The sequence below is a fragment of the Mesorhizobium sp. M1A.F.Ca.IN.022.06.1.1 genome (assembly GCF_003952605.1).
GTDB lineage: Bacteria > Pseudomonadota > Alphaproteobacteria > Rhizobiales > Rhizobiaceae > Mesorhizobium.
Genome location: NZ_CP034455.1, coordinates 508388 through 525774, shown reverse-complemented (window position 1 = coordinate 525774; position 17387 = coordinate 508388). Strand labels below are relative to the sequence as shown.

Here is a 17387-nt window from a genome sequence, read left to right as displayed (position 1 = left end):
AAAACCGCTTCGCGCTTTTCAGCATGCTAGCCTTCCCGTTCGGCCTCGAGCGCTGCAAGAATCCGCGGCGGCGACATCGGGATGTGGCTCATGCGCACGCCCACCGCGTTCGACACCGCGTTGGCGATCGCCGCCAGCGGCGGCACGATCGAGGTCTCGCCGACGCCGCGCACCCCGTAGGGGTGGTTGGGGTTGGGGATTTCCAGGATCTGCGTGTCGATCATCGGCAGGTCGGAGCAGACCGGGATGCGGTAGTCGAGGAAGCCTGGGTTCTGCAGCCGCCCGTCCTTGCCGTAGATATACTCCTCGTTGAGCGCCCAGCCGATGCCTTGCGCGGCACCGCCCTGGTACTGGCCCTCGACATAGGTCGGGTGCACGGCCTTGCCGGCATCCTGCACCACCGTGTAGCGGATCACCCTGGTCGAGCCGGTCTCGGGATCGACCTCGACGTCGCAGATATGGGTGGCGAAGGAGACGCCGGCGCCGTCGGCGACGAGCTCGCTATGGCCGGCGATCGGCCCGCCGGTCTTGCCGGACTGTGCGGCGATCTCCTTCAGCGACAGCTTGCCGAGATTGCCGTGCTTCTCGCCCTTGGCGACCGCGTGGCCTTTTTCCCAGGCAACGTCGTCGACCGAGATGTCCCACATCTGCGCGGCGCGCTCGCGCAGCACCTTGATGGCGTTGCGGGCGGCCGAGATGGTCGCCATCGAGGAGGAGAAGGTGCCGCGGCTGCCGTCGGTCATGTCGTTGTAACCGAGGCTGGAAGTGTCGGCGACGATCGCCTTCACCTGGCTGTAGTCGATGCCGAGCTCTTCCGCCGCCACCAGCGACAGCGACGCGCGCGAACCGCCGACGTCGACCGTGCCGACGGCGAGCGACACCGTGCCGTCCATGCCGATGTTCAAGTCGGTGCAGGTCTGGCCGCCGAAGTTGAACCAGAAGCCGCAGGCCATGCCGCGGCCCTGGTTCTGAGCCAGCGGCGCGCGCATATGCGGGTGCTCCTTGACCGCCTCGAGCGTCGGTCCGATGCCGATCGGGCCGTAGACCGGGCCGTAGGAGGCGCGGGTGCCTTCCTGCGCCGCATTCTTGATGCGGAACTCGACTGGGTCGATACCGATCTTCTTGGCGAGCTCGTCGACAGCGCTTTCCACCGCGAACGCCGCCATCGGCGCCGAAGGCGCGCGATAGGCCGCGGTCTTGGGCCGGTTGACCAGCACCTCGTAGCCGACGGTCTTGACGTTCTCCAGCTTGTAGCAGGCGAATGCCGTCATGGCCCCGATCTCCGCCCACATGCCGGCATAGGGGCCGCAGGTGTAGCGCAGCGTCGCTTCGGCGGCGGTGATGGTGCCGTCCTTCTTCGCGCCGATCTTGACGTCGATCGAGGTGGCGCTGGTTGGCCCCGAGGCGCGGAACACTTCGTCGCGGGTCATCACCAGCTTCACCGGGCGGCCGGCCTTGCGCGACAGGGCCAGCGCCACCGGCTCGGCCCAGACATGGGTCTTGCCGCCGAAGCCGCCGCCGATCTCGGAAGAGGTGACGCGCAGCTTCGAGACTTCGAGGCCGAGCAGCTGGGCGCAATGCTGGCGATAGACGAAATGGCCTTGCGTGCAGACCCAGAGATCGGCCGTGCCGTCGGGATTGACGCTCGCCACGCAGGCATGCGGCTCGATATAGCCCTGATGCGTCTGCTCGGTCTTGAAGGAGCGCTCGACGACGAAATCGGCCTGGGCAAAACCCTGGTGGACGTCGCCATGGCCGTATTGCGTGCGCTTGGAGACGTTGGACGGCTTGACCGGCTTTTCCTCCAGCCCTTCGGTGAAGATGGCATCGTTGATGAGCGGGGCGTGGTGCTGCATCGCCTCGTCGACGTCGGTCACATGCGGCAGCACCTCATAGTCGACCTCGATCAGCTTCAGCGCCTGCCTGGCGGTGCGGGCATCGATCGCCGCCACCGCGGCCACGGCATGGCCGTCATAGAGCGCCTTCTTGCGCGCCATGCAATTGTCGAGGGTGTCGAACATGCCGGCATCGCCATCGGTCAGGTCCGGCAGGTCTTTCGCCGTGATCACCGCCTTCACGCCGGCGAGCTTTTCGGCTTTCGAGGTGTCGATCTTCTTGATGATCGCGTGGGCGTGCGGGCTGCGAAGCACACGGCCGACCAGCTGCCCGGCCATGTTGAAGTCGGCGCCGTAGCGGGCGCGTCCCGTCACCTTGTCGACGCCGTCGGGGCGGAGGGGGCGCGTGCCGACAGATGAGAAGCTGCGTCCCGAGTAGCGCGGATCGAAATTCATCTCAGGCTCCCTTCATCACGTTTGCCGCGTCCTGGACGGCGCGCACGATCTTGTCATAGCCGGTGCAGCGGCAGAGATTGCCGGCGAGCCCGAAGCGGATTTCCTCCTCGGTCGGGGAGGGGTTCTTCTCGAGCAGATCCTTCGCCGCAATCAAAAAACCTGGCGTGCAGATGCCGCATTGCAAGGCGGCGTGCTCGAGGAATTTCTGCTGCAGCGGATGCAGCTGGTCGCCATGCGCCATGCCTTCGATGGTCTCGATCTGGCGGCCTTCGGCCTCGGCGCCGAGCACCAGGCAGGAGCACACCAGCCGGTTGTCGACGATGACGCTGCAGGCGCCGCAGTCGCCGGTCCCGCAGCCTTCCTTGGCGCCGGTCAGTCCCAGCCGGTCGCGCAGCACGTCGAGCAGCGTCTCGTCCGGCTGGCAAAGATATTCGACGTGGTCGCCGTTGATTGTCGTTGAAACCGCTACACCGGCCATCATTTGCCTCCTGCACGCTCATAGGCGGTGGTGGCGACACGCTTCGCCAGCACACCCGCAACTTTCCGTCTGAATTCGATGGTGCCGCGCTTGTCGTCGATCGGTCGGCAGGCGCCCGCGCAGATCTTGGCGAGCCGCTCCAGCGTCGCCTCATCCAGCTTCGAGCCGACGAGCACCTCGGCCGCCTCCTCGACCAGCAGCACCGTGGGCGCCGCGGCGCCCAGCGCCACGCGGGCCGACTTGATCGCGCCCGCCTCGCCGAGCGTCAGGTTCACGCCGGCGCTGACCACGGCGATGTCCATCTCGGTGCGCGGAATGAAGCGCTGATAGGCGTCGCCCGCATTTGGCGCGCGCTTGTCGAGCAGGATCGCCTCGATGATCTCGCCCTTGGCCAGCGAGGTACGGCCCGGTCCGGTCGGCACGGCTTCCACGGGGATCGTGCGCCTGCCGTTCGGCCCGGCAACCACGGCCTCGGCGCCGGCAGCCACCAACGCCGGCACGCTGTCGGCGGCGGGCGAGGCGTTGCAGAGATTGCCGACGATTGTGCAGCGTCCCTGCACCTGCTTCGAGCCGATCAGCTTGGCCGCCTCGACGACGCCCGGCCAGGCCTTCTTCAGCGCCGCGTTCTCGCCGAGCACCGCGCAGGGCACCGCGGCGCCGATGCTGAAGCCTTCTGCCGTTTCCTTGATTTCGCTAAGGCCCGCGATCGCCTTGATGTCGACGATCAGCTCGGGCTCGATGAAGCCGCCCTTCATCCTCACCAGAAGGTCGCTGCCTCCGGCAAGGATCGCGGCCGGGCCGGCCGCGCTGGCCAACAGGCCGGCGGCCTCTTCTATTGATTGCGGACGTATGTAGCGCATCGTCTCCCCTTGGTGGTCATGATCAGATCGACCGTTATAAAGACTCTCCTTATAATGACCATCCGCTTCCTGCATTGCACCACCTAAGTCAGGCGCATTGCCCTAATTCCTACCCCTAAATTTTGTAAGCCTAGCCGCTAGAACTACTCGTTTGCGCTCGGCCGGCCAAGCCTCCACCATGCCCTGACGAGCCGGACATCGCATCCGGCAACAGGGAGGCTTCGATGACCGCTCTTGCCCGCAGGCCCTGGGTTCCCACGCACTGCGAGGATTTTATCCAGGCGCTGGCGACGGCCACAAGCGGGCAGGGGAACGACGCCGTGCTCGCCGCGATAGAGGGCGGCATCGCGCTCAACCGGCGAATCCACGAGGCCGACTGCATCAACCTCAATCCGGCGACCAATGTGATGAACCCGAAGGCGGAGGCCGCGCTTGCCGCCCGGCTCGGCTCGCGTCCGTCGCTCGGCTATCCTGGCGACAAATACGAGATGGGGCTGGAGGGCGTCGAACGCATCGAGGTCATCGCCGCCGAGCTGGCGGCGCAAGTCTTCGGCGCGAAATACGCCGAAATCCGCGTCCCTTCCGGCGCCATCGCCAACCTCTATGCTTTCATGGTCGCGGCGCGGCCGGGTGACGCCATCATCGCGCCGCCGCCGGCCATCGGCGGCCATGTCACGCACCATATGGCGGGCTGCGCCGGCCTGTACGGGCTGGAGATTCATGCCGCGCCCGTCGATGCCGGCGGCTACACGGTCGATATCGAGAGGCTGCGCGCGCTTGCCCTTAAGATCAGGCCGAAGATGATCACCATCGGCAGCAGCCTCAATCTGCTGCCGCATCCCATCCAGGAAATCAGGGCGATCGCCGACGAGGTCGGTGCGCTGGTGCTGTTCGATGCCGCGCATCTCTGCGGCATGATCGCCGGACAGGCCTGGCAGCAGCCGCTGGAGGAGGGCGCCCATCTGATGACGATGAGCACCTATAAGAGCCTCGGCGGCCCGCCTTCGGGCCTGATCGTCACCAACGACGCCGAGATCGCCGAAAAGCTCGACCGCATCGCCTTTCCCGGCATGACCGCCAATTTCGATGCCGCCAAGGCCGCCGCCCTGGCCATCACCATGCTCGACTGGAAGGCGCATGGCCGGGCCTATGCCGCCGCCATGGCCGGCACCGCCAAGGCGCTGGCAAGCGCGCTGGCTGAGCGCGGCCTGCCGGTGTTCTCGACCGCCAAGGGGCACACCGCCTCGCACCAGTTCGCCATCGAAGCGGCGGAGTTCGGCGGCGGCCAGGCGGCGGCGAAGCGGCTGAGGCGTGCAAACATCCTCACCTGCGGCATCGGCCTGCCGGTCACGGCGGTCGATGGCGACATGAACGGCCTGCGCTTCGGCACGCCCGAGATCGTGCGCTGGGGCATGACGGAGAAGGACATGCCCGAGCTTGCCGCCCTCATCGCCAGGGGACTGCGTGGCAACGATGCCGTGGAGGATGTCGCGGCGGATGTGAGTGCATTCCGGCGCCGGTTCACGAAGCTGCATTTCGTCAGCTGAGCGCCTGAACCCGCGGGCAGGGAGCCCGCTTCGTCAAAAGCAAGGGCCGCGGGCGAGAAGCCCGCCTTCTTCAACAAAGGGGAATGACCATGCGCATGATTCTGCGATTGATGACTGCTGCCCTGATGGCCGCCGCCGCCGGCGTCGCCAGGGCGGATATCGTGCTGGGCGTCGCCGGCCCGATGTCGGGGCCGAACGCCGCCTATGGCGAGCAGTACCGCGTCGGCGTCGAGACGGCGATCCAGCGCATAAACGCCAATGGCGGCGTGCTCGGTCAAAAGCTCAGCGTCTCGGTTGGCGACGATGTCTCCGACCCCAAGCAGGGCGTGTCGGTCGCCAACAAGTTCGTCGCCGACGGCGTGCACTATGTCGTCGGCCACTACAATTCCGGTGTCACCATTCCGGCCTCGGAGATTTATGCAGAAAACGGCGTGCTCTTCGTCACGCCCACGGCCACCAACCCGATGGTGACTGAGCGAGGCCTATGGGACGCGTTCCGGGCCTGCGGCCGCGACGACCAGCAGGGCATCATCGCCGCGAAATTCGTGCTCGAGCGTTTTGCCGGCAAGAAGGTCGCGATCGTCGACGACAAGTCAACGGCCGGCAAGGGCCTCGCCGACGAGATGGCCAAGGCCTACAATTCCGGCGGCGGCAAGGAGGTGCTGCGCGAGGAGATCAACCCGGGCGAGAAGGACTACAGCGCGCTTGTCGCCAAGATCAAGGAGTCGGGCGCCGACCTTGTCTATTATGGCGGCCAGCACACAGAGGCCGGCCTCATCGTGCGCCAGATGCACGACCAGGGCGTCAAGACGGTCCTGATGGGCGGCGACGGCATATCCAACAGCGAGTTCGGCGCCATCGGCGGCGATGGCGCGGCCGGCACGCTGATGACGTCCTTCCCCGATCCGGCGAGCTTTCCCGAAGCCAAAGACGCGGTCGCCGACCTGAAGGCGAAGAACGTGCCCACTGAAGCCGTCACGCTCTATGCCTATGCCGCCACCCAGATCCTCGCCGAGGCGATCGCCAAGGCCAAGGTCGACGACCCGAAGGCGGCGTCCGACTATCTCCATTCGGGAGCGCCCATCCCGACCGTGCTTGGCACCATCTCCTATGACGACAAAGGGGATATCAAGCAGCCGGGCTTCGTCGTATTTGAGTGGCGGAAGGTCGACGGCAAGCTCGTTCCGGTGGCCCTCAAATAGACTTGAGGTCCTGGAGGCGAGCGCAGGCGGTCGCCGTTCTTTCGCTCGAAGCATTGCCGCGCCGTCATGGCAGGCGGCGCGGCATTGGGAAAGCTGCAGATGGCCGTCAATCCGCCGCGACCGCGCATGCCGCCGCTCAACGCCCTCAGGGCCTTCGAGGCGGCGGCACGCCATGAAAGCTTTGCCAAGGCGGCGGACGAACTCGGCGTGACCCCCGCCGCCGTCTCGCATCAGGTGAAGGCGCTGGAGGCTTGGCTAGGCTCTCCGCTATTCGTGCGTCACGCGCAAGGACTGCACCTCACCGATGCTGGGCGTTCGGCGCTGCCCTCGTTTTCCACCGCCTTCGACGCCCTGGGGCTCGCCGTGCAGGAATTGCGCATCTCGGCGCCCCGGCCGCAGGTCAGCGTCGCGGCATTGCCTTCGATCGCGCAGCTCTGGCTGGCGCCGCGGCTGCCGGCCTTGCGCGCGGCGCATCCGGCGCTGCGCCCCTCCATCCATGCGCTGGAAGAGCCGCCGGACTTCCGGCGCGAGCCTTTCGACCTCGCTATTTTCCTCACCAGGTCGGGCGCCGGCCGATCCTTCAAGCTCTGCGACGACGTCATCTTTCCTGTCTGCGCGCCGGCGCTGGCCAGGCAATTGAAGACGCCGGCCGAACTTTCCTCGCAGCTCCTGCTCTGGGACACCACCTGGACGGAGGATTGGAGCCTTTGGTTCGAAGTCGCCGGCGTGAAAGGCCCTTCGATCGAGACGGGCTCCGAATTCTCGCTCTACAGCATGGCTGTGCAGGCCGCCGTCGACGGCGCCGGCGTTTTGATGGGGCATGAGGCGCTCGTGTCGCGCGCTCTCGCCGCCGGCTCGCTGGTGGCGCCGTTTCCCGAGTTGCGCGTGCCGACCGGCCGCGCTCTCTCGATCTTGGCGCCCGACCGTCCGCCCGCGCCCGCCGCCGCCATGATCGACTGGCTGCTGGCAGAGGAGGGGGCAGCGCGCGGCTGAGGCCGCCGGACTCGCCCGTCGCGGTCCACGGGGTCAGGACGCCGGGCGAGGTCTACGCCGCTGCCATCCGCGCCCGCACCAGCGTCGCGGCGGCGTGGCCGGCGGCGGTGATGTAGTCGGGATTGTGATGGATCAGCATGCTGGAAAAGGCGCCGTCCATCAGAAGCACGATCTCGCGCGCCAGCATCTTCGGCTCGCGCACGCCATGGCTAGAAAGCTCGCCCGCCAGCCATTTCTCGAAATTGCTCTTATGGCGCGAGCCCGCCTTCACCGCCGGATGGCCGGGCATCGCGGCGAGTTCGGCGGCCGTGCGCAGGAAGCCGCAGCCCTTCCATTTGACGTGCCGCGCCACGCGCGCCAGATGGGTGAAGATCGCCACGACCTTCTTGTCCGCGCCGCCTTGCGCCGCCTCGAACCAGCCGGCCATCTGCTTGAGGTTCGGCTGGTCGCGGCTGTCGAGATAGGCCGTGATCAGCTCGTCCTTGCTCTTGAAGTGGTAGTAGAGCGTGCGCTTGGTCAGCCCCGCCTTTTCCGCCACGGCATCAACGCTGACCCGGCCGATGCCTTCGGCATAGAAGAGTTTTGCAGCCGCGTCGACGAGGCGTTTCCTGGTTGGATTGGGCTTCTCGGTCATCCGTCAAGTATACCGACTAGTGAATATACAAACAAGCCGGAAGCTGATCCCTTGCAGCCGTTCCACAGAGCAATTCCAGGAAACTGCGCAGCGGTTTCCGTTCGGAATTGCGGAGAAAACGAACGGCTAAGGAGAACACTATGACCGAGCCCGTGCTTTGCGACATCCGCGACCGCGTCGCGGTGCTGACGCTCAATCGCCCCGAAAAGCTCAATGCCCTAAATTACGGCCTTATCGACCGCCTGCTGGCGATCCTCGACAGGATAGAGACCGACGATGCCGTGCGTGCCGTGATCCTCACCGGGGCAGGGGAGCGCGCCTTCTCGGCCGGCGGCGACATCCACGAATTCGCGTTGAGTGTGGCCGAAGGCACGGATGTCGCGCTGCGCGATTTCGTCATGCGCGGCCAGCGGCTGACGGCGCGGCTGGAAGCGTTCCGCAAGCCGGTCATCGCCGCCGTCAACGGCCTTGCCTTCGGCGGTGGCTGCGAGATCACCGAGGCGGTGCCGCTGGCGGTCGCCAGCGACCGCGCCCTGTTCGCCAAGCCGGAAATAAAACTCGCCATGCCGCCGACCTTCGGCGGCACGCAGCGCCTGCCGAGGCTTGCCGGGCGCAAACGCGCGCTCGAACTGCTGCTTACCGGCGAGCCTTTCTCGCCCGCGCGGGCGCTGGAACTCGGGCTGGTCAACAAAGTCGTGCCGCATGAGGAGCTGATGCCGGCCGCGCTCGATCTTGCGAACCGCATCATCCGCCATTCGCAGGCGGCGGTGGCTGGCATTCTCACCGCGGTGGCGCGCGGCATCAGCCTTAGCATCGCCGAGGGCCTGCTGGTCGAGGCCGAGCAGTTCGCCCGCATGGCCCCGACCGCCGACCTCGGCGAAGGGCTCAGCGCCTGGATCGAGCGGCGCCAGCCCATCTATGACGGCTCATGGACGCACGTCACCCGGCTCAGCGAGGCACGGCGCGCCTCGCTTCGGCGCGATCCCGCGGCGGACTAGGGCGCCACGTTGAGGTGCCCCTTCATGTTGGGATGGAAGCGGCAGAAATAGTCGACCGCTCCCGCTTGCTTGAGCGTGATCCTGCCTTTCGATTTCGGCGGGATCATCACCTCCCAGCCGCCCTTCAATGTCGCGGTGTGGGCGATGACGTCCTTGTTCACCCACTCGATCGTGTCGCCGACCTTGGCCTCGACGCTCGCCGGCGAGTAGACCAGCCTGTCGATGGTCACCTCGATGGTGGCGGCGAGCGCCGGCGGCGCGACAAGCGCCAGCGTCAGCGAGCCGAGCAGCGATAACGCGCCCGCCCTCATTTCAACGTGCCGGCGACATGCTCGGCATGCTGCTCATGTCCCTGGAAGATTTTCAGCCCCGTCTCGAGCAGGCTCTTCAACTCGGCATTGCTGGCCGAAGGAATGAGCAGGGTTTCGAGCGCGCCGTTGACCTGCTTGTGATACGCGACCTCGTTCTCGATATAGGCCTTGTCGAAGGCAGTGCCCTCGAGCTTCGCCAGCTTGGCGCGCTCTTCCTTCGCCGCCTTGGTCAGCGCCTGGCTGGTGGCATTGTCTTCCGGCTTCACCTTCAGCTTCTTCACCAGGTCGAGAGCCTGCTTGTTCACCGCCTCGTGGTCGCGCTCCATATCCTTGGCAAAGTCGACGACCTCCTTGGTTTTCGACTTCTGGATCGCCAGCTTCGCCGCCTCGATGTCGAGCACGCCGGCTGTATAGGCGATATGGGCGATCTGCGGGTCGGTCGGCTTCTCGGCGGCTCCAGCCAGCGGCGCTGCGCTGACGAGGAGGAAGGCTGCGAGGGCTGCGGTCGGTCGGATAAACATGGCATCTCCTTCGCCCGGCACAGAGGCACCGGGCTTCATTCTCAGTTGACGGCCATTGGATGCGGGAGAGGGCGAAACGTTCCCGGGAAAAGTCGCGGGACACATACTCATCACTTCGTCATCTTAGGGTCTGCGCGCGTCGCTTTGCTCCTGCTACGCCCAGGATGACGAGGCGATGGCGGCGATGCCTATCCTCAACGCGGGCTTCGCAAAATCTGAACGCGCCTCAGGCCTCGAACCCCAGCCTCTTCATCACCGCCTGCGTGAGCCGTTCGCAGCGCCGGCCGGCGAAAGGAAAAGCGTCGAGCAGCACCGGGCCGATCTCGTCGTCCAGCGCCTTGCGCACCAAGGCACGCGCCCGGTGCAGCCTTGTCTTCACCGTTTCCGGCCTGATGCCGAGCAGGTCGGCGGTTTCCTCGATGCTCAATCCCTCGATGACGCGGGCGACGAAGACCGTGCGATAGACATCGGGAAGGCTGTCGGTCGCCCGCTCGACAAGCCCGAGGATCTGCCGCTGCGCCATTGTCCGCTCCGGATCGTCGCCAGGGTTCAGGTCATTTGAATTCAACGGAAACCGGATGATCTGCGCGTCAGGGTTTTCAGGCATTGCCACGATGCGTTTTCTCTTGCGCAGCCGGCCGAGCGCCTCGTTGATGACGATGCGCGACAGCCAGGTCGAGAGCGAGGCATCGCCGCGGAAGCTGTCGAGGCTGGCGAAGGCGCGCATATAGGCTTCCTGCACGATGTCCTCGGCCTCGGCGTCGTTGCGTACCACGCCGCGCGCGATGCGGTAGAGCCGCTGGTTGTGCGTCTTGATGATCAAGCGAAAGGCGCCCGGGTCCCGTGCCAGGGCCCGGTGCACCAACGCCATCTCGCCGGCCTCCGCCGCCGAAACCGCGGCGGCCTGACTTGCTGACTTCATCATCGCGCCCCGATCTCCCAACAGGCGTTGCATCCGGGCAATTGGACGCGCCTGCCGGCAAAAGGTTCCCGGATTTTCCCGATCCAGTCGCGCGCTATGCTACAGCTTTCAGCGGCGGCCTGTCTGCAGCCTGCGCGCGGGCGGCGGCGGCAAGCAGATCGGTCTGGGTGATGAGTCCGAGAATATCCCGTCCGGCGCTGCTGACCGACGGGCGCAGCCATGCGGTGGTGATCGTCGACGGCAGCAGGCTCATAGCCGGCGTCTCGGGCGAGGCCGTGCCGGCCTTCGACATCACGCCCTTCACGGTGTCGGTCGCTTGCGTCAGTTCGCGCAGGCCGACGGCGCCGACCAGCCTCGCCTCGGCGTCGACCACCGGCAGGGTGCGGATATTGTGGTCGAGAAGCTGCTTGCGCGCCTCGTCGGCGGTGGCGTTCTCCGACATCGAGATCACGTCGCGGGACATGATGTCCCGGCAGAGCAGCGTCCGATGCGCGCGCACCATCGCCTGCAGCTCGACCTGGCGCAGCAGCCTTTCGATGTCGTCACGGTCGATGTCGAAGGTCTCGTCGAGTGCCGCCAGGGCGGCATCGACATCCTCGGGCCTGAAGCCGACGCGCTCCGCCGGCGGCCGGTCGGCTGTGCCGTGGCTGTTGGCGGCAGGCTGAGGCACATGCGGATAGTTGCGCCGCGACAGCTTGTGGAACAGGAAACCGAGCGTCACCAATATGATCGAGTTCAGCGCTACCGGCACGAAGGTAAACAGGAAGCCGGCGCTGATCACGGCCGGCCCGCCAAGCACGCCGGTGAGGGCTGCCGCACCGCCCGGCGGATGCAGCGAGCGCGTGAAAGACATGGCTGCGATCGCCAGCGCCACCGCCAGCCCGGAGGCGATCACCGGGTTGTGCACGAAATGCGCCACCGTCACGCCGACCAGCGCGGAGATCGTGTTGCCGCCGATGATCGACCAGGGCTGCGCCAACGGGCTCGACGGAACGGCAAAGAGCAGCACGGCGGACGCGCCCATCGGCGCCACCAGCATCGCCACATGCTGTCCGTTGCCCATGGCGAGCCCGCTGATCACGCCGGTCAGCGCGATGCCGATGGTCGCGCCGATGCAGGCAAGCAGCCGCTCGCGCAGCGTCGCGCCGGCAAGGATCGGAACGAAGAGGCGGAACGCCATGGCAGCCCCAGGTCGAATGGCTTGAACTGTCGAATGGTGGAATTTGCGCTGCCCGAAATGCCGCCGAAGCCACGGATTTGGAAGCCAAACCAATCCGTATATTCGCGACTGGAGAGAATATTATTGCAGCGCGGATCGCCTGCGAGATGCCGCCAGCGGCCTCGGCTTTCTCAATCGCGCCAAGGCTTTACGGCCGTCCGCGGATTCAGTTTGGCAACAACATTTAGCACCGTCGCTCAGGCCTCGGCCGCGGCGGCGAGGCCGCGCTGGATGTCGGCCTTGAGGTCCTCGACGTCTTCCAGCCCGATCTGCAGGCGGATCAGCGGCCCGGCATAGGAGCCCTTGGCGATGGTGCGGTCGCCGAGGAAAACCGGCACCGCAAGGCTCTCATAGCCGCCCCAGGAGTAGCCGAGGCCGAAGATGGTCAGCGCGTCGAGGAAGGCGTGCTGCGTCTTCTGTCCGCCGCCATTGAGAACGATCGAAAAGACGCCGCTCGAGCCGCAGAAATCGCGCTTCCAGAGCGCATGGTCGGGATGGCTCGGCAGCGCCGGATGCAGCACCTGCGCCACGCCCGGCTGCTCCTCCAGCCAGCGCGCGATTTCGAGCGCGCTCTTCTGGTGCTGCTCCAGCCTCACCCCCATGGTGCGCAGGCCGCGCAGCGTCTGGTAGATGTCGTCCGGGCCCGAACAGCAGCCCAGCGTGCAGAACCCGTCATAGAGCTGGTTCCAGCAAGCCTCATTGGCCGAGACCAGGCCGAGCAGGACGTCCGAATGGCCGGCTGGGTATTTGGTTGCCGCATGGATCGAGATGTCGACGCCGTGGTCGAGCGGCTTGAAGTAGAGCGGCGTCGCCCAGGTGTTGTCCATCATGACGATGGCGTTTGCCGCATGCGCCGCCTTGGCGATCGCCGGAATGTCCTGCACCTCATAGGTATTCGATCCCGGCGACTCGGTGAACACCACCTTGGTGTTGGGCTTGATCAGCGATGCAATTCCGGCGCCGATGCGCGGATCGTAATATTCGACTTCGATGCCGAGCCGCTTCAGCATCGTATCGGCGAAATTCCGCGTCGGGTGATAGACCGAATCGACGATCAAAACATGATCGCCGGCCGAGACGAAGGTGAGCAGGGGAATCGTCACCGCAGCCAGTCCCGACGGCACGGCGATCGTGCCGGCCGACCCTTCCAGCGCATCGACGGCGAGCGTGAGCGCATCCATCGTCGGCGTGCCGCGCGTCCCGTAGGTGTATTTCTGGCTGCGCGAGGCCATCGAGGCGGCGTCGGGGTAAAGCACCGTCGAGGCATGCACGACCGGCGGATTGACGAAGCCGAAATAGTCGCGCGGGTTATTGCCGGAATGGGCAAGCCGCGTGTTGATGCCGATGTTGCTGCCGTCTGTCGCCATAGTTCGTCGCTCGTTGCCCATAGTTCGTCGCTCGTCGCCCATAGTTCGTCGCTCGTCGCAGTGTGTCAGGGGCTCAGCCATAGAGCGATGGAACTGGTCGCGCAACCGCTGCGAACCCGCCAAGCGATGGTGTTTGGCTGGGCCAAATGAGAGGTCGCCGGCTCATCTTTCGTGCTCTTTGCAGGCTTCCGGCGACGATGCGCCGGAGGCAGCCTGGCGCGCCTTTCTTCGCTACGAATCACGCCAGTCCTTCCATTGCCGCCAACAAGTAGTAAGAGGCGGGAGTTCAGGTAATGGCCAAAATTTCGATGGCGCCGGACTTGCCGGTCCCGGCTGCAGCTCTTGGCCAATTTGCGGGCGCTTTTGGCTGCAATTCGGTGATTTGCGGCAATCGGTTTTCAAACGTGTCGCAATTCGGTCATTTCCCTTGACCTCACAGGAATAATCGCCTTCGATGCGTTTCGTGAATGGGAGGCAGTGCATCGGCGAAACGATGCGGGTCCGGGAGCGGGCCCAAGTGGGAGCTGCATTCACAAACGAAAAAAGATCAAGCGTCGCCTGCAATTAGGGGCGCCTGTAACAGAAAAGGGTCTGTGGGTCATGAAACACATTGCATTGGGCATGCTTGGCGCCGCCGCGCTCGGGCTCATGGCGTCCGCCGCTTCGGCCGGCACGCTCGACACCGTCAAGCAGAAGGGCTTCATCCAGTGCGGCGTCTCGACCGGCCTCGCCGGCTTCTCGGCGCCGGACGACAAGGGCGACTGGAAGGGCATCGATGCGGATTTCTGCCGCGCCGTCGCGGCCGCCGTCTTCGGTGACGGCTCCAAGGTCAAGTTCACGCCGCTCAGCGCCAAGGAGCGTTTCACCGCCCTGCAGTCGGGCGAGATCGATATCCTCTCGCGCAACACCACCTGGACGAGCAACCGCGACAGCGCGCTCGGCCTCGATTTTGTCGGCGTCACCTATTATGACGGCCAGGGCTTCATGATCAACGCCAAGAAGCTGCCGGGTGTGAACTCCGCGCTGCAGCTTTCGGGCGCCGCGGTCTGCGTGCAGAGCGGCACCACCACGGAGCTCAACCTCGCCGACTACTTCAAGAAGAACAAGATGGAGTACAACCCCGTCGTGTTCGAGAAGCTGGAAGAGGTCAACGCCGCCTATGATTCCGGCCGCTGCGACGCCTACACCACCGACCAGTCCGGCCTTTACGGCATCCGCCTGACGCTCTCCTCGCCCGCCGACCACGTCGTGCTGCCCGAGATCATCTCCAAGGAACCGCTCGGTCCGGCCGTGCGCCAGGGCGACGATCAATGGGCCCATATCGCGCGGTGGACGTATTTTGCGCTGCTCAATGCCGAGGAAGCCGGCATCACGCAGGCCAATGTCGAGGAGATGAAGTCGTCGACCGATCCGAACATCCAGCGCCTCCTTGGCACTGAGCCCGATGGCAAGTACGGCGCCGATCTCGGCCTCTCCAACGACTGGGTTGTCAACATCATCAAGGCGGTCGGCAACTACGGCGAAATGTTCGAGCGCAATGTCGGCTCGGGCAGCCCGCTCAAGATCGCGCGCGGCATCAACGCTCTGTGGACGAAGGGCGGCCTGCAATATGGTCCGCCGGTTCGCTGATTGAAATGTGATCCGGGAGGCAGGTCGTCTGCCTCCCGGTTTCTCTTTTCAGGGGATCGTCTATGGCTTCGCAGGAAATCCTTCGGCAGGAGCCGGGTCGCGGCTCCTTCATCAATGACCCGAAAATACGCGCCCTGTTCTTTCAGACGCTGGTCGTAATTCTTCTGTTCGTCTCGATCTGGTGGATCGTCAACAACGTCATCGAGAACCTCCAGCGCCTTCACATCGCCTCAGGCTTCCAGTTCCTCAGGAACAGGGCCGGTTTCGATATCTCCGACACGCCGATTGCCTATACGTCGGACGCAACCTATGGCCGTGCGCTCATCGTCGGCCTGCTCAACACAATCATCGTTGCCGCCGCCGGCATTGTCCTGGCCACCATAGTCGGCTTCATCATTGGCATCGGCCGGCTATCGCAAAATTGGCTGATCCGTAAGATCTGCACGGTCTATGTCGAGATCTTCCGCAATATCCCGCCGCTGCTGGTCATCTTCTTCTGGTATTCGGGCGTGCTCGCGGTGCTGCCGCCGCCGCGCGAGAGCTATCACCTGCCGTTCGGCTCCTTCCTCAACCAGCGCGGCTTCTATTTTCCGCGCGGCATCTGGGGCGACGGCTCCTGGCTGATCCTGGTTGCATTTGTCGTAGCGCTGGCCATGGCATGGTTTGTCGCGCACCGGGCGCGCCAGCGGCAGATGGCCACCGGCCAGCAATTCCCGGTGTTCTGGACCTCGGTCGGCCTGATCGTCGGACTGCCTGTGCTCGCCTTCCTGCTCGCCGGCATGCCGCTTACCTTCGACTTCCCGAAGCAGTCGACCTTCAATTTGACGGGCGGATTTCAGATCAAGCCTGAGTTCCTGTCGCTCCTGCTGGCGCTTTCCTTCTACACGGCCGCCTTCATCGCCGAGATCGTGCGCGCCGGCATCAAGGGCGTCAGCAAAGGCCAGAGCGAAGCGGCGGCTGCACTCGGCCTGCGTTCCGGGCCGATCCTGCGCCTGGTGGTGATCCCGCAGGCGATGCGCATCGTCATCCCGCCGCTTACCAGCCAGTATCTGAACCTCACCAAGAACTCTTCGCTGGCGATCGCCATCGGCTACCCCGATCTGACGGCCACCGCCGGCACGGTGCTCAACCAGACCGGCCAGGCGGTCGAGGGCGTGTTCCTCATGATGATCGCTTATCTGGTGCTGAGCCTCGTCACCTCTGCGGTGATGAACGTGGTGAACGCCAGAATGGCGCTGGTGGAGAGGTAGAGCCATGCAGGAACACGACATGTCCTGGGTGCGCACCGAGATGACGCTGGCGCAGCCGGCGCCTCCTGGCGAGCGCGGCGCCTATGCCTGGGTGCGCAAGAACCTGACCGCCTCGGTTGGCGACACTATCCTGACCATCCTCGGCATCGCCATAGTCGCCTGGATCCTGCCGCAGGTCATCAACTGGGCCTTCATAAACGCAGTGTGGACCGGGCCGGACCGCACGGTCTGCGCCACCGTCTCGCAAGGCGGCATCCAGCCCGACGGCTGGACCGGCGCCTGCTGGGCTTTCGTCAACGCCAAGTTCGGCCAGTTCATGTTCGGCACCTATCACATCGAGGAACGCTGGCGGCCTATCCTGGTCGCCATCCTGTTCGTGGTGTTGCTGGTGCCTATGCTGATCCCGCGCGTGCCGCGCAAGGGGCTGAACGCCATCCTGCTCTTCCTCGTGCTGCCGGTCGTCGCCCACTTCCTTTTGGTCGGCGGCGTGTTCGGCCTGCCGCATGTCGAGACCTCGCGCTGGGGTGGGCTGCTGGTGACGCTCAGTCTCTCCTTCGTTGGTATGGCCGTGTCGCTGCCCCTGGGCATCGCTCTGGCGCTCGGCCGTCGCTCCCAGATGCCGATCGTCAAATGGCTTTGCGTCGTCTTCATCGAGACGGTGCGCGGCATTCCGCTGATCACCGTGCTGTTCTTCGCCAGCGTCATGCTGCCGCTTTTCCTTCCCGAGGGCGTTACCTTCGACAAGTACCTCAGGGCGCTGATCGGCGTGTCGCTGTTTGCCGCCGCCTATATGGCGGAAGTGGTGCGCGGCGGCCTCCAGGCGATCCCGAAGGGCCAATATGAGGGCGCCGATTCGCTCGGCCTCGGCTATTGGCAGAAGATGGGCTTGATCGTGCTGCCGCAGGCGCTGAAGCTGGTCATTCCCGGCATCGTCAATACCTTCATCGGCATGTTCAAGGACACCAGCCTGGTGCTCATCATCTCGATGTTCGACCTGCTCGGCGTGGTGAAGCAGAATTTCTCCGATCCCAACTGGGCGACGCCGCAGACCCCGAAGTCCGGCTTGATCTTCGCCGCCTTCGTGTTCTGGCTGTTCTGCTTCGGCATGTCGCGCTATTCAATGTATACCGAGCGCCGGCTGGACACCGGCTACAAACGATAAAAA

Annotated in this window: 17 protein-coding genes; 8 read left to right on the top strand and 9 right to left on the bottom strand. The window is 65.2% G+C overall.

Annotation, left to right across the window (positions count from 1 at the left end; all coding sequences use genetic code 11):
- Nucleotides 1–26: 26 nt before the first annotated feature.
- From EJ078_RS02575 to EJ078_RS02565, 3 genes are read right to left on the bottom strand one after another with little or no spacing between them, the layout of a single operon-like run.
- Nucleotides 27–2291, bottom strand: a complete 2265-nt coding sequence (locus EJ078_RS02575; RefSeq protein ID WP_127214688.1) for a xanthine dehydrogenase family protein molybdopterin-binding subunit — start codon at nucleotides 2289–2291, stop codon at nucleotides 27–29.
- A 1-nt stretch (nucleotide 2292) separates the two neighbouring features.
- Complete coding sequence (locus EJ078_RS02570; RefSeq protein WP_066997187.1) at nucleotides 2293–2769, bottom strand: (2Fe-2S)-binding protein; 477 nt, start codon at nucleotides 2767–2769, stop codon at nucleotides 2293–2295.
- On the bottom strand, nucleotides 2769–3629 hold the full coding sequence (locus tag EJ078_RS02565; RefSeq protein WP_067324793.1) for a xanthine dehydrogenase family protein subunit M: 861 nt from the start codon (nucleotides 3627–3629) through the stop codon (nucleotides 2769–2771). Before EJ078_RS02565 ends, EJ078_RS02570 begins: the two co-directional genes overlap by 1 nt.
- Nucleotides 3630–3853: 224 nt before the next feature.
- On the opposite strand from EJ078_RS02565, the gene EJ078_RS02560 reads away from it, so the two are divergent.
- The 3 genes from EJ078_RS02560 to EJ078_RS02550 all read left to right on the top strand — a co-directional run bounded on the left by EJ078_RS02560 (nucleotide 3854) and on the right by EJ078_RS02550 (nucleotide 7371).
- Nucleotides 3854–5176, top strand: coding sequence for an aminotransferase class I/II-fold pyridoxal phosphate-dependent enzyme (locus tag EJ078_RS02560; protein WP_127214690.1), 1323 nt, complete (start codon nucleotides 3854–3856; stop codon nucleotides 5174–5176).
- Nucleotides 5177–5259: 83 nt separating this feature from the next.
- Nucleotides 5260–6378, top strand: coding sequence for a branched-chain amino acid ABC transporter substrate-binding protein (locus EJ078_RS02555; protein ID WP_127214692.1), 1119 nt, complete (start codon nucleotides 5260–5262; stop codon nucleotides 6376–6378).
- Between the two features lie 99 nt (nucleotides 6379–6477).
- Nucleotides 6478–7371, top strand: a complete 894-nt coding sequence (locus EJ078_RS02550) for a LysR family transcriptional regulator (protein ID WP_245459071.1) — start codon at nucleotides 6478–6480, stop codon at nucleotides 7369–7371.
- Between the two features lie 52 nt (nucleotides 7372–7423).
- On the opposite strand, the gene EJ078_RS02545 is transcribed toward EJ078_RS02550, so the two are convergent.
- Nucleotides 7424–8005, bottom strand: coding sequence for a TetR/AcrR family transcriptional regulator (locus EJ078_RS02545; RefSeq protein ID WP_127216118.1), 582 nt, complete (start codon nucleotides 8003–8005; stop codon nucleotides 7424–7426).
- Nucleotides 8006–8145: 140 nt separating this feature from the next.
- On the opposite strand from EJ078_RS02545, the gene EJ078_RS02540 reads away from it, so the two are divergent.
- Nucleotides 8146–9003 (top strand): crotonase/enoyl-CoA hydratase family protein, encoded by an 858-nt coding sequence (locus tag EJ078_RS02540; RefSeq protein WP_127216117.1) that lies wholly within the window; start codon nucleotides 8146–8148, stop codon nucleotides 9001–9003.
- Here EJ078_RS02540 and EJ078_RS02535 read toward each other — a convergent pair.
- The 5 genes from EJ078_RS02535 to EJ078_RS02515 all read right to left on the bottom strand — a co-directional run bounded on the left by EJ078_RS02535 (nucleotide 9000) and on the right by EJ078_RS02515 (nucleotide 13343).
- Entirely contained in the window at nucleotides 9000–9314 is a 315-nt protein-coding gene (locus EJ078_RS02535) for a cupredoxin family copper-binding protein (protein WP_127216116.1), read from the bottom strand. The two genes, EJ078_RS02540 and EJ078_RS02535, sit on opposite strands and share 4 nt — an antisense overlap.
- A complete protein-coding gene (locus EJ078_RS02530) occupies nucleotides 9311–9835 on the bottom strand; it encodes a DUF4142 domain-containing protein (RefSeq protein WP_066997196.1) in 525 nt (174 codons plus the stop codon). The genes EJ078_RS02535 and EJ078_RS02530 overlap by 4 nt, the downstream gene beginning before the upstream one ends.
- Before the next feature lie 226 nt (nucleotides 9836–10061).
- Entirely contained in the window at nucleotides 10062–10757 is a 696-nt protein-coding gene (locus tag EJ078_RS02525; protein WP_095824661.1) for an RNA polymerase sigma factor, read from the bottom strand.
- 94 nt (nucleotides 10758–10851) lie between these two features.
- Nucleotides 10852–11937 carry an HPP family protein gene (locus EJ078_RS02520; protein WP_208721064.1) on the bottom strand — a complete coding sequence of 362 codons (1086 nt, stop codon included), beginning with the start codon at nucleotides 11935–11937 and terminating at the stop codon, nucleotides 10852–10854.
- A 236-nt stretch (nucleotides 11938–12173) separates the two neighbouring features.
- On the bottom strand, nucleotides 12174–13343 hold the full coding sequence (locus EJ078_RS02515; protein WP_127216114.1) for a cystathionine beta-lyase: 1170 nt from the start codon (nucleotides 13341–13343) through the stop codon (nucleotides 12174–12176).
- Between the two features lie 293 nt (nucleotides 13344–13636).
- Between EJ078_RS02515 and EJ078_RS02510 the strand changes: the two genes are divergently transcribed.
- From EJ078_RS02510 to EJ078_RS02495, 4 genes are all read left to right on the top strand, one after another.
- Nucleotides 13637–13774, top strand: a complete 138-nt coding sequence (locus EJ078_RS02510; RefSeq protein WP_164757251.1) for a hypothetical protein — start codon at nucleotides 13637–13639, stop codon at nucleotides 13772–13774.
- A gap of 169 nt (nucleotides 13775–13943) precedes the next feature.
- Entirely contained in the window at nucleotides 13944–14972 is a 1029-nt protein-coding gene (locus tag EJ078_RS02505) for an amino acid ABC transporter substrate-binding protein (protein ID WP_066997146.1), read from the top strand.
- Between the two features lie 62 nt (nucleotides 14973–15034).
- The gene (locus EJ078_RS02500) at nucleotides 15035–16222 is read left to right on the top strand and encodes an amino acid ABC transporter permease (RefSeq protein ID WP_127241988.1); all 1188 of its coding nucleotides are present in this window, start codon (nucleotides 15035–15037) and stop codon (nucleotides 16220–16222) included.
- 4 nt (nucleotides 16223–16226) lie between these two features.
- A complete protein-coding gene (locus EJ078_RS02495) occupies nucleotides 16227–17384 on the top strand; it encodes an amino acid ABC transporter permease (RefSeq protein WP_066997152.1) in 1158 nt (385 codons plus the stop codon).
- The last annotated feature ends 3 nt before the right edge of the window (nucleotides 17385–17387 follow it).

Coding starts and splice junctions, on each gene's coding strand:
- EJ078_RS02575 (WP_127214688.1), bottom strand. CDS start 2,291: ATGAATTTCGATCCGCGCTACTCGGGACGCAGCTTCTCATCTGTCGGC.
- EJ078_RS02570 (WP_066997187.1), bottom strand. CDS start 2,769: ATGGCCGGTGTAGCGGTTTCAACGACAATCAACGGCGACCACGTCGAA.
- EJ078_RS02565 (WP_067324793.1), bottom strand. CDS start 3,629: ATGCGCTACATACGTCCGCAATCAATAGAAGAGGCCGCCGGCCTGTTG.
- EJ078_RS02560 (WP_127214690.1), top strand. CDS start 3,854: ATGACCGCTCTTGCCCGCAGGCCCTGGGTTCCCACGCACTGCGAGGAT.
- EJ078_RS02555 (WP_127214692.1), top strand. CDS start 5,260: ATGACCATGCGCATGATTCTGCGATTGATGACTGCTGCCCTGATGGCC.
- EJ078_RS02550 (WP_245459071.1), top strand. CDS start 6,478: ATGGCCGTCAATCCGCCGCGACCGCGCATGCCGCCGCTCAACGCCCTC.
- EJ078_RS02545 (WP_127216118.1), bottom strand. CDS start 8,005: ATGACCGAGAAGCCCAATCCAACCAGGAAACGCCTCGTCGACGCGGCT.
- EJ078_RS02540 (WP_127216117.1), top strand. CDS start 8,146: ATGACCGAGCCCGTGCTTTGCGACATCCGCGACCGCGTCGCGGTGCTG.
- EJ078_RS02535 (WP_127216116.1), bottom strand. CDS start 9,314: ATGAGGGCGGGCGCGTTATCGCTGCTCGGCTCGCTGACGCTGGCGCTT.
- EJ078_RS02530 (WP_066997196.1), bottom strand. CDS start 9,835: ATGTTTATCCGACCGACCGCAGCCCTCGCAGCCTTCCTCCTCGTCAGC.
- EJ078_RS02525 (WP_095824661.1), bottom strand. CDS start 10,757: ATGAAGTCAGCAAGTCAGGCCGCCGCGGTTTCGGCGGCGGAGGCCGGC.
- EJ078_RS02520 (WP_208721064.1), bottom strand. CDS start 11,937: ATGGCGTTCCGCCTCTTCGTTCCGATCCTTGCCGGCGCGACGCTGCGC.
- EJ078_RS02515 (WP_127216114.1), bottom strand. CDS start 13,343: ATGGCGACAGACGGCAGCAACATCGGCATCAACACGCGGCTTGCCCAT.
- EJ078_RS02510 (WP_164757251.1), top strand. CDS start 13,637: ATGGCCAAAATTTCGATGGCGCCGGACTTGCCGGTCCCGGCTGCAGCT.
- EJ078_RS02505 (WP_066997146.1), top strand. CDS start 13,944: ATGAAACACATTGCATTGGGCATGCTTGGCGCCGCCGCGCTCGGGCTC.
- EJ078_RS02500 (WP_127241988.1), top strand. CDS start 15,035: ATGGCTTCGCAGGAAATCCTTCGGCAGGAGCCGGGTCGCGGCTCCTTC.
- EJ078_RS02495 (WP_066997152.1), top strand. CDS start 16,227: ATGCAGGAACACGACATGTCCTGGGTGCGCACCGAGATGACGCTGGCG.